17 protein-coding genes and 1 tRNA gene are annotated in these 16,319 nt (G+C 69.8%); 7 read left to right on the top strand and 11 right to left on the bottom strand.

Translation table 11 applies throughout. The annotated features are described in order from the left end of the window. Positions 1 to 15: 15 nt before the first annotated feature. Positions 16 to 498 (bottom strand): hypothetical protein, encoded by a 483-nt coding sequence (locus AB0J33_RS11210; protein ID WP_363612231.1) that lies wholly within the window; start codon positions 496 to 498, stop codon positions 16 to 18. Positions 499 to 1,142: 644 nt separating this feature from the next. On the opposite strand from AB0J33_RS11210, the gene AB0J33_RS11215 reads away from it, so the two are divergent. From AB0J33_RS11215 to AB0J33_RS11225, 3 genes are read left to right on the top strand one after another with little or no spacing between them, the layout of a single operon-like run. After that, the gene (locus tag AB0J33_RS11215; RefSeq protein WP_363612402.1) at positions 1,143 to 1,673 is read left to right on the top strand and encodes a hypothetical protein; all 531 of its coding nucleotides are present in this window, start codon (positions 1,143 to 1,145) and stop codon (positions 1,671 to 1,673) included. A 26-nt stretch (positions 1,674 to 1,699) separates the two neighbouring features. Next, positions 1,700 to 2,677, top strand: coding sequence for an ArsA-related P-loop ATPase (locus tag AB0J33_RS11220; RefSeq protein ID WP_363612233.1), 978 nt, complete (start codon positions 1,700 to 1,702; stop codon positions 2,675 to 2,677). Positions 2,678 to 2,730: 53 nt separating this feature from the next. Further along, positions 2,731 to 3,882 (top strand): ArsA-related P-loop ATPase, encoded by a 1,152-nt coding sequence (locus AB0J33_RS11225; protein WP_363612235.1) that lies wholly within the window; start codon positions 2,731 to 2,733, stop codon positions 3,880 to 3,882. Between the two features lie 6 nt (positions 3,883 to 3,888). On the opposite strand, the gene AB0J33_RS11230 is transcribed toward AB0J33_RS11225, so the two are convergent. Further along, entirely contained in the window at positions 3,889 to 4,209 is a 321-nt protein-coding gene (locus tag AB0J33_RS11230; protein ID WP_030328078.1) for a WhiB family transcriptional regulator, read from the bottom strand. Between the two features lie 407 nt (positions 4,210 to 4,616). On the opposite strand from AB0J33_RS11230, the gene AB0J33_RS11235 reads away from it, so the two are divergent. Then, entirely contained in the window at positions 4,617 to 7,046 is a 2,430-nt protein-coding gene (locus AB0J33_RS11235) for a transglycosylase domain-containing protein (RefSeq protein WP_363612238.1), read from the top strand. Positions 7,047 to 7,161: 115 nt separating this feature from the next. Here the strand turns inward: AB0J33_RS11235 and AB0J33_RS11240 are convergent, their stop codons facing one another. Further along, positions 7,162 to 7,617 carry a GatB/YqeY domain-containing protein gene (locus tag AB0J33_RS11240; protein ID WP_363612240.1) on the bottom strand — a complete coding sequence of 152 codons (456 nt, stop codon included), beginning with the start codon at positions 7,615 to 7,617 and terminating at the stop codon, positions 7,162 to 7,164. 25 nt (positions 7,618 to 7,642) lie between these two features. On the opposite strand from AB0J33_RS11240, the gene AB0J33_RS11245 reads away from it, so the two are divergent. Together AB0J33_RS11245 and AB0J33_RS11250 are read left to right on the top strand one after the other, a co-directional pair. Then, a complete protein-coding gene (locus AB0J33_RS11245) occupies positions 7,643 to 8,536 on the top strand; it encodes a metallophosphoesterase (RefSeq protein WP_363612242.1) in 894 nt (297 codons plus the stop codon). Positions 8,537 to 8,739: 203 nt separating this feature from the next. Then, positions 8,740 to 8,816: transfer RNA gene (locus AB0J33_RS11250), tRNA-Pro, on the top strand. 121 nt (positions 8,817 to 8,937) lie between these two features. On the opposite strand, the gene AB0J33_RS11255 is transcribed toward AB0J33_RS11250, so the two are convergent. Together AB0J33_RS11255 and AB0J33_RS11260 are read right to left on the bottom strand one after the other, a co-directional pair. Next, on the bottom strand, positions 8,938 to 10,452 hold the full coding sequence (locus tag AB0J33_RS11255) for a LacI family DNA-binding transcriptional regulator (RefSeq protein WP_363612244.1): 1,515 nt from the start codon (positions 10,450 to 10,452) through the stop codon (positions 8,938 to 8,940). 63 nt (positions 10,453 to 10,515) lie between these two features. Beyond that, complete coding sequence (locus AB0J33_RS11260; RefSeq protein ID WP_363612246.1) at positions 10,516 to 10,869, bottom strand: helix-turn-helix domain-containing protein; 354 nt, start codon at positions 10,867 to 10,869, stop codon at positions 10,516 to 10,518. A gap of 287 nt (positions 10,870 to 11,156) precedes the next feature. Between AB0J33_RS11260 and AB0J33_RS11265 the strand changes: the two genes are divergently transcribed. Then, entirely contained in the window at positions 11,157 to 11,636 is a 480-nt protein-coding gene (locus AB0J33_RS11265) for a hypothetical protein (RefSeq protein ID WP_363612248.1), read from the top strand. Positions 11,637 to 11,917: 281 nt separating this feature from the next. Here the strand turns inward: AB0J33_RS11265 and AB0J33_RS11270 are convergent, their stop codons facing one another. The 6 genes from AB0J33_RS11270 to AB0J33_RS11295 form a co-directional block, all read right to left on the bottom strand. Beyond that, positions 11,918 to 13,474, bottom strand: coding sequence for a hypothetical protein (locus AB0J33_RS11270; RefSeq protein ID WP_363612250.1), 1,557 nt, complete (start codon positions 13,472 to 13,474; stop codon positions 11,918 to 11,920). Beyond that, on the bottom strand, positions 13,471 to 14,472 hold the full coding sequence (locus AB0J33_RS11275; protein WP_363612252.1) for a bifunctional DNA primase/polymerase: 1,002 nt from the start codon (positions 14,470 to 14,472) through the stop codon (positions 13,471 to 13,473). Before AB0J33_RS11275 ends, AB0J33_RS11270 begins: the two co-directional genes overlap by 4 nt. 102 nt (positions 14,473 to 14,574) lie before the next feature. After that, positions 14,575 to 15,330, bottom strand: a complete 756-nt coding sequence (locus AB0J33_RS11280) for a DNA cytosine methyltransferase (RefSeq protein WP_363612404.1) — start codon at positions 15,328 to 15,330, stop codon at positions 14,575 to 14,577. Positions 15,331 to 15,341: 11 nt separating this feature from the next. Then, positions 15,342 to 15,641: a hypothetical protein gene (locus tag AB0J33_RS11285; RefSeq protein ID WP_363612406.1), complete on the bottom strand. Its 300-nt coding sequence runs from the start codon at positions 15,639 to 15,641 to the stop codon at positions 15,342 to 15,344. Next, the gene (locus tag AB0J33_RS11290; protein ID WP_363612254.1) at positions 15,641 to 15,976 is read right to left on the bottom strand and encodes a hypothetical protein; all 336 of its coding nucleotides are present in this window, start codon (positions 15,974 to 15,976) and stop codon (positions 15,641 to 15,643) included. The genes AB0J33_RS11285 and AB0J33_RS11290 overlap by 1 nt, the downstream gene beginning before the upstream one ends. Beyond that, positions 15,973 to 16,248, bottom strand: coding sequence for a hypothetical protein (locus AB0J33_RS11295; RefSeq protein ID WP_363612256.1), 276 nt, complete (start codon positions 16,246 to 16,248; stop codon positions 15,973 to 15,975). The genes AB0J33_RS11290 and AB0J33_RS11295 overlap by 4 nt, the downstream gene beginning before the upstream one ends. Between the last annotated feature and the right edge of the window lie 71 nt (positions 16,249 to 16,319).

Genomic DNA, 16,319 nt, shown 5'->3' on the forward strand with positions numbered 1-16,319 from the left:
TGTTCGAGGGACAGCCTACGGTCCGCTGGCCGGACGAGGCACGGGACGCTGCTCCGGCGCGGCCGGCAACTCCCCGCAGAGCCCTTCGTGCTCGTACCCCTGGGGGCAGCGGGACCGGTCGGGCAGCAGCAGGTCACAGAAGACCCGGTGTCTGTTGTTCTGATCGTCGGCGTTGGAAACCGTGGTCTCGCCGGCGTCCAGCTCGGGCAGGAAGCCCAGGGACACGGCGACCCGGCCGGCCAGCACGGTCGCCGCCGTCAGATCCGGCACCCGGATCGGCAGGTGGATGACGAAGCCCGGCTCGTCGTCGTCCCGGGCCCGTTCGGCGGGCTGGCTCGGCACCCGAGCCGCCTCCGTCTGCTCCGGCATCCGGCGGTACGACCGTTCGTTGATCGGCTGGCTGGTGGCCTGCCCGCCGGCCTCGACCACGGACCCGGGCCGGCGCGGCCGGTCGTTCGTCGGGAACTGGGTGCGAGGGATGTTGTCCGCGTCGCGCATGCACTGCCTCCGGTCGTACCTCTCGGACCATGCTTCCGGCCCGGACCCATTCGTCCGTTCCGGCCCCCCGCACCGGGACGAAGGTAGGTCTGCGGCCACGGTCCCGCCAACAGGACGCGCACAAGGCGTTACCAACAGTCACATATGCGACACACCGCAGGTCGGAGGCCCGACACCGCTTTCGACGCGGGTACGGAGTTCGAATCGATGCACCCCCGCGGCACTGCCGGGGCGACACCGATCCGGTCATCGACCGCTACCCTTCCGGTCGGACGGGTCGCACAGCGCCCGGCCGCCCGCTCGATCACGCTCGGCGCCAGGGGTGGCGGCGGGCGCCGCACCCCTGGGGGAACGACATGACCCAACCGCCCAGCGGCGACCAGGCCGGCTCACCCGCTCACCCTCCGGCCCACCCTGGTCCGGACGGTCAACCCGGCGCGCCGGCCATCCCCAGCCAGCCGGCCCCCGCCGCGCCCGGTCAGCTCGCCCTCCCCACGTCCCCCGCCCAGCCGGCGCTTCCCGCGCACCCCACCGCCCCCACCTCGCCGGCCTTCCCCACCCTGCCCACCGCACCGGCCTTTCCGGGGCAGCCCGGCGCTGGCGGCGGGCAGCCGGAGGCGCCCGGTGGTCTCACGTCGGCCGCCGTGCCGGCGGGGCCGGGCACCCCGAACTCCGCCGCGATCCCGCCGCCCCCACCGGCATACCCGCCCTACCCGGGGACCGCCGAGCCGAAGAAGAAGCGCGGCCTGCTGATCGCGGCGATCGCACTCGTCGTGATCATGGTGCTCTGCGTGGGTGGCGGTGTGGTGGCGTTCCTGACGCTGCGCAACGCCGAGACCGGCGAGGGGGCCAAGGAGCCGGGTGTCGCCGTCGACGAGTTCCTCACTGCGGTCTACAAGGACCGCGACGCGACCAAGGCCGCCAGCCGGGTCTGCGCCGCCTCGCGCGACGACGACAAGATCGCCGCCAAGGTGGCCGAGGTGCAGAAGTACGCCTCCACCTACCAGAACCCCCGCTTCCGGTGGACCACCCCAAAGGTGGACAACCAGACCGGGGAACGGGCCACCGTCTCCACCCGGCTCACCATGACCACCGCCGACGAGAAGGTGGCGGACCAGGAGCTGCGCTTCACGGTGGTGCAGAAGACGGGTTGGTGGGTCTGCGAGGTCGCGTGACCGCCGAGCCTGGATAGGCTCGACGGGTGTGTGCAGCTGAAAGGCCGATCGACCCGGCCGGTACCGGATGGTCAGCCCGCCTCCACGTGGTGACCGGTAAGGGCGGCACCGGCAAGACCAGCGTGGCGGCGGCCCTCGCCCTCGCGCTCGCCGCCGGTGGCCGGCGCACCCTGCTGGTCGAGGTCGAGGGGCGGCAGGGCATCGCCCAGCTGTTCGGCATCGACCCGCTGCCCTACGAGGAGCGACACCTCGCCGACGCCCCCGACGGCGGTGAGGTGCGGGCGCTCGCGGTGGACGCCGAGGAGGCGCTGCTCGAGTACCTCGACATGTTCTACAAGCTGGGCGCGGCGGGCCGGGCGCTGCGCAAGCTGGGTGCCATCGACTTCGCCACCACCATCGCGCCGGGCCTGCGGGACGTGCTGCTCACCGGCAAGGTCAAGGAGGCCACCACCCGCACCACCGGGCAGCGACGCGCGTACGACGCGGTGGTGCTGGACGCTCCGCCGACCGGGCGGATCGGCCGGTTCCTCAACGTGACGGCGGAGACCGCCCGGCTGGCGAAGGTGGGCCCGATCAAGACCCAGAGCGAGGGGGTCGCCGCGTTGTTGCGGTCCCCGATGACCGCAGTGCACGTGGTCACGTTGCTGGAGGAGATGCCGATCCAGGAGACGGTCGACGCGATCGCCGACCTGACCGCGCTCGGCTTCGGCGTCGGAAAGGTGATCGTCAACGGCACCCGGCCCCCGCTGCCCGCCGGCCGGGCGGTCACCGCCGCCGAGTTGAAGCGCGGGCTGGTCGCCGCCGGGTTGCCGGCCGATCGCGACATCGTGGCCGGGTTGCACGACGAGGCACGTGACCAGTTCATCCGGCGCGAACTGGAGGATTCGCTCCGCGCCGACCTGGTGGAGCTGGGGCTGCCGATGATCGAGCTGCCGTTGCTGCCCGACGGGGTGGACCGGGCGGGGCTCGCGACGCTGGCCCGGGCCCTCGTCCGCGCCGAATGACTCACACCTGAGCGCAGCACGGGCGCGCACACCCACCGGCCCGATACGCTCGATTGGTGCCTTCCGAAGACGCGGCGCCGCAGCTGGACGTCGACCAGATCCTCGCCGACCCCGGCGTGCGGATCGTCGTGTGCTGCGGTGCCGGCGGAGTGGGAAAGACGACCACGGCCGCCGCGTTGGCGCTGCGCGCCGCCGAGCAGCACGGGCGGCGCACGGTGGTGCTCACCATCGACCCGGCCCGCCGGCTGGCCCAGTCGCTGGGCCTGACCGAGCTGGACAACACCCCGCGCCAGGTCAAGGGGATCGACGTCGAGGCCAGCGGCGGCGAGTTGCACGCCATGATGCTGGACATGAAGCGCACCTTCGACGACGTGGTGCTTCAGCACACCGATCCGACGAAGGCCGCGGAGATTTTCGCGAACCCGTTCTACCAGGCGATGAGCTCGACCTTCGCCGGCACGCAGGAATACATGGCGATGGAGAAGCTGGGTCAGCTGCACGCCCGGGGCGAGTGGGATCTGATCGTCGTCGACACGCCGCCGTCCCGCTCGGCACTGGATTTCCTGGACGCGCCCGCTCGACTCTCCCGTTTCCTCGACGGCCGGATGCTGCGCCTGCTGCTGGCCCCTGCGCGCAGCGGCGGCCGGAGCATGTTCAGCCTGGTCACGGCCTCGTTCGGGATGTTCTCGAAGGTGGTGCAGAAGGTGCTCGGCGCACAGCTGCTCACCGACCTGTCCGGCTTCGTGGCCGCACTGGACTCGATGTTCGGTGGCTTCCGGCAGCGAGCCGAGCAGACGTACCGCATCCTGCAGGCACGGGAGACGGCCTTTCTGCTGGTCGCGGCACCGGAGCCGGACGCGGTCCGGGAGGCCGCCTACTTCGCGGGTCGGCTGCGCGACGAGCGGATGCCGCTTGCCGGCCTGGTGCTCAACCGGGTGCACCGCCCGGTGGTCCCGGAGCTGGGCGCCGAGCAGAGCCGGGTCGCCGCCGAGCGGCTGACCGAGCTGGGTGGGCATGAGGCCACCGCCGACGTGCTGCGGGCGCACGCGACGCTGGCTCGCCAGGCGGTACGCGAGCAGCAGGTCGCCGCGCGCTTCACCGAGGCGTTCCCGTTGGTGCCGGCGGTCTCGGTGACGGCGCAGCCCGCCGACGTGCACGACGTCGACGGGCTGCGGACGATCGGCGCGGCGATCAGCCGGCCGTGACCGGTGTCAGTTGGCCGCGCTGACGAGAATCTTGTCCTTGCCGGCCTTGTCCTTGCTGTTCTTCTTCATCGCGGCCTCGAACATCTTGCGCCAGCTCGTCACCTGCGGGTGACGACGCAGCAGCGCCCGCCGTTCGCGTTCGGTCATGCCGCCCCACACACCGAACTCGATCCGGTTGTCCAGCGCGTCGGCCAGGCACTCGTACCGAACTGGGCAGCTCCGGCAGATCCGCTTCGCCACGTTCTGTTCGGCGCCCTGTACGAACAACGCGTCCGGGTCCCCGTTCTGACATGCCGCCAGTGACGGCCAGTCAGTGATCATGCCCATGTGTACACGTCCCCCCTTGCAGTACCTACCGACCTCGTCGATGCACGTCAGCCGGCAATTCCCCCCGATCGCCCGGCTCGCCTTCCCCAAGGCGGCGCGGACGACATGTGGCGCTGTCGCCGCCCCCATCATGCTCTGTAGTCGACTGATTACGCAACGTTGTCGGCGAAATCCATCATTCCGGACACTCCCGGCTTCCCGGGCCTTCGACCGCCGGTTACCCCGCCGAGGTCAGCGATAACGCTGCGCCGCCTCCCTGAATCGGAGGAGACTCACGCCAGGTCACACGCAACCAAGCACCGGGGGTCGTGCGTTTAGCACAACGAGGGCAGCGCGCGCAGGAAATGGGGAAAGAACGCCCCAGCGCCCCTCGTTCCCTACTCGCGTACCCTGTCGAGGTGACCTGGATGCGGAAACGTGACCACAATGTGCTGACCAACGCCGCATCGCTACTCGTGTGTGGCCTGCTGGCCGGCGTAGTGGTCGCTGCGGCGGCCTTTCCCGCGGTGGCGATGTCCGGCTTGGCGGCCAAGGCCGGTGCCGAAACATTCGGCGCCCTGCCCACGGAGCTGACGGTGGCCCGCGCGCCGCAGATCAGCTACCTACTTGCCTCCGACGGCAAGACACCGCTCGCGACGATGTACGACGAGAACCGGCGCGACGTCAAGCTCGCTGATATCTCGCCGTACATGCAGAAGGCCATCATCGCGGCCGAGGATCACGACTTCTACAAGCACAACGGCGTCGACATCAACGGTGTCGCCCGCGCGTTCGTCAACAACCAGAACGAGGCCGCCGGCCGGCAGGGCGCCTCGACGCTGACCATGCAGTACGTCCGGCTGGCCATCGCCTACTCGGCCACCCACCCGGCCGACGTGGTGGCGGCGACCGAGGACACCAGCGCCCGCAAGCTGCGCGAGATGCGGCTGGCCCTCCAGGTCGACAAGGAGTTCTCCAAGGACGAGATCCTCACCCGCTACCTCAACCTCGCCTCGTTCGGCAACGGCGCGTACGGCGTCTTCGCCGCCAGCCAGGTCTACTTCGGTAAGCCGCCGAGCAAGCTGAAGATCGAGGAAGCGGCCCTGCTGGCCGGCATGGTCAAGGCCCCGACGACGAACGACCCGACCACCGAGGCCGGTTACCCGCTCGCTCTGGAACGGCGCAACTACGTCATCGACAACATGGTCGACATCAAGGCCATCACCCCGCAGGAGGCCGACGCCGCCAAGGCCGTCGAGCTGAAGGTGAAGGACAAGCGCACCCCCAACGGCTGCGTCTCGGCCAACGTCAACAGCTGGGGCTTCTTCTGCGACTACTTCTACCGCTGGTGGATGCAGCAGGAGACGTTCGGCTCGACCACGTACGACCGGGAGCGGCGGCTCAAGAGCGGCGGCTACACCGTCGTGACCTCGATCGACGTGCAGGCGCAGAAGGCAGCCGACAAGGCGGTCCGCAAGGCCAAGAGCGAGAACAGCAAGGAAGCCGCCATGGTCGCGGTGGTCGAGCCCGGCACCGGCCGGGTCCGGGCGCTGGCGGTCAACCGGCAGTTCAAGCTGGACGACCCGAAAAACCCGAAGAACAAGCTCTCCAGCGATCCGGCGAAGAGCCGGAAGAAGATCCGGGGCAACTACCCGGCGACGGTCAACCCGCTGCTCACCGGCGGCGACGGCATCACCGGCTACCAGGCCGGATCGACGTTCAAAATGTTCACCATCGTCGCGGCCCTGGAGAAGGGCATCCCGCTCAGCCACACGATCAACGCGCCGAAGCAGTTCAGGTCGGAGTACATCATCCGCCCCGGCCCGGCGGCCTGCCCCGGCACCAACCTCTACTGCCCCACCAACTCGACCGAGAGCATGGCCGGCGTACACAACATGTGGAGCGCCTTCGGCCGTTCGGTGAACACCTACTTCGTGCCGCTGCAACAGCAGGTCGGCGCCGAGAACGTGGTCAAGGCAGCCAAGCGGCTGGGCATCAACTTCCGGTCCGAGGAAGACCTGGACCTGGAGAAGGGGGCGCACCAGTGGGGCGCGTTCACCCTGGGCGTCTCGCAGACCACCCCACTGGACCTGGCCAACGCCTACGCCACCCTCGCCGCGGACGGCAAGTACTGCGAACCGATTCCGGTGCAGGAGATCCGCGACCCGGAGGGCAACAAGCTCGACATCGCCAACCCGCGCTGCGAGAAGCGGTTCAGCACCGACGTGGCCCGCGCCGCGGTGGACGCGGCCCGGTGCCCGGTCGGTGACAAGTCGTCGTCCTCCCGGTGCACGGGGGCGACCGCCGGAAACGTCCGTGGCGACGTCGGTTACCCGGTGGCCGGCAAGTCCGGCACCACCGACTCGGAGAAGACCGCCGCGCTGGTCGCGATGACCAAGCAGTACGCGGTCGCCGGCATCATGGCCGACCCGGACTGGCCGCAGACCAACGTGAAGATGAAGCACGCTGAGAAGGACGGCATCAACCCGCCGGTGTGGGAGACGCTGCGGGACGCGATGAAGGGCAAACCGCGGATGGACTTCGAGCCGCCGGGTCAGAAGATCTCCGAGGGCGACCAGCGCAGCATCCCCGACGTGAAGTGCGTTTCGGTGGACCAGGCGAAGTCCCGGCTCAAGGGCGCCGGCTTCGAGCCGGTCGTCTCCAGCACGAAGGTGCCGTCCTCCTGCAAGGCGGGCGACGCGGCCGGCACCAGCCCCGACGGCCGCACGATCAAGGGTGGTCTGGTCACCATCCAGGTCAGCAGCGGCGGCGGCACGCCGGGCAACAGCGACGGCACCCCGGGCGGTCCGCCCGGCAACCAGCCCGGTCGACCGGGCAACGGCCGTCCGGGCGGCTGAGCCGACGAACGGGACACAACGGGCGGGCACCCTCCTCGGGTGCCCGCCCGTTCGTCTGTCCGGAACGGCCGCGTCGACCGTCGCCGTACTGCCGGTTCTGCCGGCTCAGGCCGGCTCAGAGACCGAGCTGTCGGCGTACCTCGGCGGCGACCCGACCGCCCTCGGCCTGGCCCGCCACCGCGGCCTGGGCCGCCTTCATCGCCGGGCCCATCTGGGCCTTCCCGGTGAAGCCGCCCTCGGCGAGCGCCCCCGACACCAGCTCGGTCAGTTCGGCGTCGGACAGTTGCTTGGGCAGGTAGCGGTCCAACACCTCACCCTCGGCGCTCTCCTTCGCGGCCTGCTCCGCGCGGCCGGCATCGGCGAAGGCGGTGGCCGCCTCCCGACGCTTCTTGGCTTCCTTGGTCAACACGGCGAGCACCTCGTCATCGGTGAGCTCGCGCTTGGCCTTGCCGGCGACCTCGGCGGTGCCCACGGCGGCCAGGGCCATCCGCAGCGTGGAGGTGGTCAGCTCGTCGCGCGCCTTGAGCGCGGAACGCATGTCGGCGGTGAGGCGGTCCTTCAGCGTGCTCATGGACGGTCAAACTACCCTGAACGCCATGCGAAAGCGCACACTATTCCGGCTCGCCGCCGGAACCGCCACGATCGGCGCGGCCACCCTCGCGTACGCGTCGCTCGTCGAGCGCAATATGTTCACCCTGCGGCGGTACGACGTGCCGGTGCTCCCGGCCGACGCCGAGCCGCTGCGCGTGCTGCACCTGTCGGACCTGCACATGATGCCCGACCAGGCACGCAAGCAGCGCTGGGTGGCGTCGCTGGCCGCCCTCGACCCCGACCTGGTGGTGGTGACCGGCGACAACATGGCCCACCCGGGCGCGGTGCCCGGAGTGCTACGGGCCCTGCAACCACTGCTGGACTACCCGGGCGCGTTCGTGTTCGGCTCCAACGACTACACCGGGCCGGTGTTGAAGAACCCCTTCACCTACTTCCTGCCGGACCGGGAGTACACCGAGGGCGTCGAGCTGCCCTACGAGGAGCTGCGTCAGGTCTTCACCGGCGCCGGCTGGGCCGACCTCAACAACGCCCGGACCATGCTGAAGGCCGGCGGTCGGCAACTCGACCTGGTCGGCGTGGACGACCCGCACATCGACCGGGACGACTACCCCTCGGTGGCCGGCGCGGTCTCCTCCTCGGCCGATCTGTCCATCGCGGTGACACACTCACCCGAGCCACGGGTGCTCGACCAGATGGCCGCGGACGGCTTCGGGCTGCTGCTGGCCGGGCACACCCACGGTGGTCAGGTCTGCGTACCGGGCTTCGGGGCGCTGGTGACCAACTGCGGCCTGCCCCGCTCGATGGCGCGCGGCCTGCACCGCTGGCCCGGGTCGGACTCCTGGCTGCACGTCTCCGCCGGCCTCGGCACCCACCCGACCGCCCCGGTCCGCTTCTCCTGCCCCCCGGAGGCCAGCGTCCTCACCCTCATCCCCCGCTGACCGTGGTCGGCCCGCCGCGCGGGTCCGGGCGGTCGTTGATCGACTCCGGTTCCTGGGAGTTGGGGTGTCCTGGTCATGCCGACACCCCGGCTTCCCTGAAGCCGAGTCGATCAACGACCTAGGCCGCCCGCGATCGCCGCCAAGCGGCGGGGGTACCGAGTTTGACCATCGAGGCGGGTGGGCTACTATTTGTCGGCACGCCTCGGGGTGTGGCGCAGCTTGGTAGCGCGCTTCGTTCGGGACGAAGAGGTCGTCGGTTCGAATCCGGCCACCCCGACCAGAGGTAAGGCCAGTTCAGGGCCGGTTTCCCGCAAAGGGGACCGGCCCTGAACTGTCTCCCGAGAATGCCCTCGGGAGAAATCTGGGAGAAAATCTTGGGAAGCGCGGCTCCCAGGGCACTCTTACGCAGGCACTCTCAACAGCCGGTCTAGCGCACCCACGGGCGAGCCGGGCGACATCTCCCGGCGGGCCGCGAGCGACGCTTCCCACAGGTCAGTGAGGGTGACCACGAGGCGTTGCCGCATGTCCTGCGTGACGTGCGAATAGCGAGCCTGTACCGAACCATCCTCGTGCCCCATCCGGTCATCCATCAGCTTCGAAGGAATGCCCGCGCCGACCATGACCGTCTTGTGCGTGTGCCGAAGCCCGTGCGGCGTCAGACCGGGCGCGATCGGCAGCCAACACGAATCAGCACGTGCGGCAGCGTTCCGGCCACGCGCGGGCACACCTGGCCATGGGTCAGCCAGCAGCGGCACCGGTCGCGCCTCCTGCGGGGCCTTCTTCGGATACCAGCCAGTAGCCGACGGGTGGAAAAGCCACGTAGCGAAGCTGTTGCGCCGCCAATGCGCCGCCAACTCCCCCGACGATCCAGCGCCACGGACATATCCGAGGTCTTCGGCCGCAGCCAGAACCTTGACGCGCGTCGCCTCCCGCACGACCTCTGAATGATTCATGGCCGCAGAGGCGGTGCCAGTCGATACGCCCGCGCGGCGGGCAACGTCGACAAGCTTCGGCCCTGGTCGTTGCGCCGCCCCGTTAGCGGCACGATAGCCGCCGAAGACGTACTTCAGTCCGTGGCAAGGGCAGGGCTTGGGTTCCGTGCTCGCGATGTGATCGGACACCAGCCCGAATAGCCACGGCGGCAGATCGATCGTACGGTGGGAATCATCCTTAGGCGGGCAGCGGTGCAGTTCGCCGGTGTCAAGTTCGTATAGCTGCCACTCCACTCTTAAACCGGTCGAACGCACGTACTGCGTCTCCAGTCCGACCAGTTCGCCCCACCGAATGCCCGTGTAACCCTTGAGCACAACGGCCGTGAATTCGTCATCGCGACCGGACAGGAGCGCGGCACGCTCGGCAAGTAGCAAGATGCCAAGCGGGTCCGTAACGGCCTTCTCCGGGCCTCGATTGCGTGAGCGGCCAGCGCGTTTACCTCGCCCACGGCGACGGGTGGCGGGATTGGAATCCCGTAGTCCCTCTTCTACAGCGTCAGCAAAAATGAGGTGAAGGGTCGCGCGCCATGTCTTGATACTCGACTCGGCATAGCCGAGCGCTCTTTCCTTCTTTACCCAGGCAGCCACGTCCGTGGCTGTCAGGTCAACAATCGCCGTGTGCTCGAACGCGGGCAACAGGTGTTCCTCGATGTGCCGCTTATAGTTCTGCAACGTCGATGCGGCCAGATCCTGCGCGGCGTACCACGAGCTGACGTACTGGCCGAAGGTGATCCGGCTTGCCGCCGGGTTGCGAAGACGGCCGGCACGCACTTTGGCCTCTTCGTCGTTGGCGGCGCGTTCAGCCTCACGTTTATTGCGGAAGCGAACGGTTGCGCCGGTCGCGTCACTGACGGTGCCGTACTTGCCAGACGTTGTCTTGTACCGCCCTCGCCAGTAATCTCCGCGATTCTCGGCGTATCCCAAACCAGCCTCCTTATAGCACGGTGCCGCCCGACATGAGGCCGGGCGGCACCGGAAACAAAATTTCTAGGCAGCGAGGGGTGCTTGTTCGGCCACACGACGCGCCCGGCGGGGCGGTCGCGCCTTGAGCTGGACTGCCGGATCAGTGCCTTCTGATCGACTGTGGCGTGGGGTGGACGTACGGCCCAATGACATATCGACAGCAGGTCGGCGTTCGAACAGCCGAACGATCTCAGCAATATGCACGTCAGTGAACCGGTAGCTTCCCCCGATCCAGCTATAGGGAATTCGACCGTTCCGGGCCTGCTCTTTTACCCACCACTCAGAACAGCGAAGGATTTTGGCGACTTCGGCGGGGCGGTAAAGCGTTCCGGGGGGGCCTGGCTTGTCTTGGTGAAGCTTGGGGGTGTCCGGCTTCACGCGCGAGCCTCCTTAGTGGCGGATCGTGGGTTGCGGCCGTCTGAGACGCACGGTGAGGGCTTTCCGGTCGACTTGGGTCATCTGCGGAGGGAAAGGGAGGCGTCGCTACAGAACGACGCAGAGCAGCCCGCTGAGAGCGCCGTACAGCCAAGATCTGCGGTGGGTTGGGGTTAGGCCACGCGTCGGTTCTTCTCTGTGGCTATGAGCGGGCCGGTCTTGCTGAGATTGGCGCGCGGCGCGGTGTGCGGGTGCTGGGCGGGGTGGGGTCGTGCCGGCAGGATGTGGTGATGAGCTATGAGATCTTCAATCCGTTTGAGGGTGCGCCGGACACTGTCGATGTGAGGGAGTGGCTGGAGCAGCAGGGCTGGTCCGAGTTTTTGGGGATCGGCGGTGATGAGTCGGCTCTGCGTATTCAGTCGTTCCGGCGGATGGTCGATGGCCGTGACGAGTTCCTGATTGACGTCTGGGACGTCAACCAGGGATCGCCGTATGTCAAGGTCGACAACTTCGGGGACTTGATGGACGTGCTGGCGCGGTGGGCTCCGGCGGTTCAAGCGGCTGCCCTGGTGCACGCGGTCGACAGCCTGCACTCCTACGGCCTTGACAGCGATGGCATTGCCGAGTTGGTGGGCGCGAAGGTGGCGTTCGGCGTGTCGGACGTTCTGCCCGCGCTGCGGCGGCACGAGCAGGAACTGGCGGCGCAGCGCCGCCTGGTCGCTGCGCAGCGCAAGGCGGCCCGGGACGCGGCCACGCGGCCGTCGTCGTAGTCGGGCCGCGCCGGGCGGGTTCTGCCCTTCTCGTTTGCGAGCGGGGCTGAACCAACTCGGCAATTCGGCAACTCGGCAAACGTGCCGTTGACCTGCGGAAACGCGTGCCGAGTTGGTTTCGGTCGGCAACTCGGCAACTCGGCAAACGGGGTTCAACTCGGCATGATCATGCCGAGTTGCCGAGTTGGCCTTTTGTCGATGACTTCAACTCGGCAGGTTGTTTTCCCAGCTCGGAGGCCAGTTGTGCGGAGTTGCCGAATTGCCGAGTTGGTTCAGCGGTTTTAGTCGTCGCGGTGTTCGGCCCAGTAGACGGCGCGGCCTCGGTCGTTGGTGCCGGTGCGTACGACGTACTGGCCGCGCCACCGTCCGGACTGTCCGGTCAGGAGTTTGCCGAGATGCAGCGGGTTGGGCAGGCGACCGGAGTCGGTGGTGATGAACTGCCCGTCCCACGGGTCGTGCAGGTCGCTGCCGAAGTGCGTCGGTTCGGCGTCGCTGCGTAGCTCGGCGGCGGTCATCGGTCGGTCGCCGTGGCGGTCGTGCCAGGTGGCGAGGAACGCCCCCCAGCGCTGTTCGCCTTGGTCGATCTCGCGGACGTCGGCGGCGTTGGCAAGGAACCCGTCGATGTCGTGGTGAGCCAGGAAACCGCCGAGGTACTGCGCCCACGGGGTGAACTGTCGCATCGACACCCCCGTCACGCGGGGGGCTCCCTGGCGGGTCCAGTCGAGCACGAGCACGAGCAGGTGCCACAGGACGATGAGTTGGTTGGCCGGTCGGGTGATCCACTGGTCGAGGTGCGGAATGCCGAACCCGGACTGGTCGCGTAGTTCGGGGCGGGGCATGTCCGGGTCGAGGTGTACGCGCACGGTGCGACTGGCCATGTCGCCTCCGACTTGCAGGTTGTTGCCGGTGGCCATCCACAGCCGGTCGTTGGCGGTGGCGATGTTGCGGGATGCGCCCAACTGGCGGTCGGACCACTCTCCGGCGGTGACGAGCAGGGCGAGGGTGGGCGAGTCGATGACGGTTCCTTCGGCGAGGTTGTCCCAGATGACGACGCCGACCTGTTCGGCGAACACGGCGGTGATGGACTTGCGGAGTTCCTCTTCGGCGTAGGCCCAGGGCATGACGCGCTGGCCGTAGAGCATGCCGGGTCCGGCGGTGAGGATGGACTTGCCGGATGAGGGCATGGTGGCGTCGATCAGCGCGAACGGCGTCAGGGAGCGGGTGAAGTGCCGCAGGATCGGTGTGGCCAACAACGCGATGTAGTTCGCCCGATCGGCGGCGGATGCCCAGGGGAAGTCGCGCAGGAACCGGCCGAGCAGGAACCGCCGTGCCTCTGCCACCTGCTCCGCGGTGGGCGCCTCCGGCACGGCCGGCAGCGCGACCTTCGAGGCGAGGTAGAAGCCGGTCGCGGGGTCGTAGCCGGGTGCCTGCAACAGGGTGCCGTCGCGGCGCAGCACGGGGGCACCGATGATTCCGCGCAGACCGGGTACGCCCGGCCACGTCTTGCCGGCCAGTACCGACGACAGCACCTCGCGCGACGGGGTGGCCTCTTCCTCGTAGGTGGTGGGGTTGCCCTGCTCATCCTTGCGGGACTTGATCCGGTAGACGTAGGCATGCTCGGCGAGTAGCCCGGCCAACCTGGCGGGCGTGATTGTGCTTGCGCTCACCGGGAGTAGGGAGTCTTCGTCGGCGGCGGCGGCCACTCCGCCGGAGACGGCTTCCATGTGCACCAGCGCTCCGCCGGAGACGTACGTGTCGGGCAGCAGCCCGTCCACCAGCGAGGCTTTGAGCGCTCGGATGCTTTCGGGTCCGGTGCCGATCTTTAGCCGCTCGGTCATGCCGCCTCCCGGATGTCGCGCAGGTAGCGGGGTCGCCGCGCGCCGGCACGCAGGCCGGAGGCGATCGTGCGGGCCACCTCACGCGCCGACAGCCCTGTTGTCAGGGCGGCGGGTTCCAGCACGGTGTACACGTCGGTGTCGGTGAGCGCGCCGCCAGCGACCAGCTCGCCGAGTACCGCCGCGCTGATGAACAGCGCGTTGTTCCGCTCCCCTTCGGGGGCGGCGGTGAGGTGGTCGACCTGCCGGCGGATCGCTGCGGCGACATACCGGCCGTGCCGGTCCGGCGGCAACACCACCGCGGCGGCCCGGTGGACCTGCCGCGGGGCGGGGCCGAGCAGCGCGGCGACCCATGCCGGCAGCGGCGCGGGCTCGCAGTCCAACACCGTCTCGTAGTGGCGGCCGTTGACGGTGGACCCGGCGGCCACGACGTAGCCGCCGTGCGCGCGGGTGTCGACCTTCCACCCGAGCCCGCCCCGGTCGCCGGTGGTGTTGCGCAGCTCCCTGCCGCTGTCGGGGTGCTGGTAGTAGAGGTGACTGCCGCCGCTGGCCGTGGACACCGTGTACGTGGCGTCGATTCCCCCGCGCGGCGGCGCGCCGGGGCCGAACCCGTCGAACGGGTCCACCGGCGTGCCGTGGCGTGCGGCGAGGGCGGCGAACACGTCGAGGCCGTCACACGCCCCCGCCCACTCGGCCGGCGGGGTGTCGTCGGGATGCTTGGGCACGTCGAGGTCGACCACCACCAGGGCGGACGGCCCGCACGCGATGCCGATCCCGTAGGGGCGCGCCGACCACGCCCGGCGGATGCGATCCGGGTCAGTGGTGGCGCGATGCTCCCACCCGGTGTGGCCGGTACGGCAGCGCGGGTCGCGACTGGTGCAGTCGTCGGCGGTGTGGTCGGGGAACGCGGGCCGCTTGTCGTCGGGACGCAGCGGGAACACGTGCCAGCCGCGTGCGGCGTGGGCGAGCGCGGCGGCCAGCAACAGCGAAAGGTCGGGCATGACGGTCCTTCCAGGGCAGCGGCGTGCAGGTGGCCAGCGCCGCGCGGGCGCTGGCCACCAACGGAGGTGAGCGCGCGAAGCGCGCCGGTCAGGTGTTCGGCGTCAGCCGATGTGCTGCCGGTGGTGGGCGACGATCAGGCGGCCGACGACTTCGCCGACGGCGGGGACGACGGCGTTGCCGAGGGCTCGGACGCGGGCAGGCTCCAGCCGGTCGGGAAGCCCATCAGCCACTCGACGGCTTCGCCGCTCGGCCTCCATGAGCCCGTCGACCGGATGAACCCACGCACCCGCTCGGTCACCGACGGGCGCATGCGCCGGCCGGTGCCGCCTTCGGGGTTCGCGCGGATCGGCCACCCTGAGCGGCCCATGCTCGCCGTGGGGGTGGGCCACCACGAACAGGCGTTCCCGCACGTGTGGTGCACCCACGGCGCACGCGGAAAGCACCGACCACTGCGCATCGAACCCTGACGCGGCCAGGTCACCGAGCAGCCAGCCGAAGGCGTCAGCGTCTCGAAGGAGAGCTGCGACGTTCTCCACGAGCACGTACCGGGGTCGTACTGCGCGTACCACGTCGAGGAACCACGGCCATCCCCACCGGTCGTCAGCGACCCCACGGCGGCGGCCCGCCGTGGAGAACGGCTGGCAGGGGAAACCTCCGGCGACCACGTGAACAGGGGAACGACCGGCCCCCCACCAGGAGGGGGCGGTGCGAACGTCGTCATGGCAGGGCACCTCCGGCCAGTGTCGGGACAGCACCGAGCGGCAGAACGGGTCGATCTCGACCTGACCCACCACGCGCATTCCCGCGCGCTCCAAGCCCAGGTCGAGCCCGCCGATGCCGGTGAACAGCGACAACACGTTGAGTCCGCTCACGCCGCGCCACCGGAGAGCAGGTCGGGAAACGGCAGCACGGTCCCGCCGTCGCCGCTGGCCGGCCGCGCCGGCCGTCCGGCTCGCCGGGCGGGGGTGACGTTCAGGCGCAGGTAGAGCCGGGCGCGGCCGGCGTCGGCACCGGTCAGCGGACGGTGCGGTCCGCGCCACGCGACGTGTCCGGCGGCGGCCAGGGCGCGGGCGGCGGCGTCGAGTTCGGCGGCGGTGCCGGTCAGCCAGACCTCCAGGCCGGACAGCGGCGCGTCGCGTCCCGAGGGCCGGTCGCCGTAGCCGGCCATCAGATGCCCTCGGGTGGGAAGCACGCCGGGCAGGCCAGCGCGCCCATGTGGTCGGCCCACCCGGCGGAGTACTCCGCCCATCCCCGACCCGTGTGCGGGTCGGCGGGGTCGGGGGCGGGCTGGCAGGCCGCGGCGATGACCCACCGCCGGTCAGCGGTGAACACCAACCTGCCGCCGCCGGAAGGGCTGCCGTCAGTGTCGGTGCCGATGCTGTGGTGGGCGACCTTGTGCGCCAGCATGCCGGGGGCGAGCCGGGCGGGTGCGCAGACGATGATGGCGGCGCGCTGGCTGTTGGTGAAGCGCGCCGCCGTCGTGGTGGTCGTGGTGGTGGTCATCGCGGGGTCCCCTTGTCGTGCAGTTCGCGGAAGTAGTTGAGGGCGGCGCGGCCGGGTCGCATGTGCTCGCCGGTGCCGTCGCAGCGGCGGCACGCGCGGCCGGCGCGCAGGATCAGGGAGCGGCGGCGGCCGGTGCCGTGGCAGCGGCGGCAGCGGCGGAACGGCCGCACCCAGCACACCGCGAGGTAACCGAGCGTGAGCGCGGCGAGGGTGAGCAGGAGGACGGCGGCGGTGCCGGCGGCGGGTGTAGCTGTAGCGGCTAGCGAGGGCATGCGGGTGCCTCCAGGGCCGGATTCGGCAGGTGCGGGGGTTGGTGGCGCTACCCGCTACATCGGCGCATAGG

It is taken from the genome of Micromonospora sp. NPDC049645 (assembly GCF_040675155.1).
Lineage (GTDB): Bacteria > Actinomycetota > Actinomycetes > Mycobacteriales > Micromonosporaceae > Micromonospora.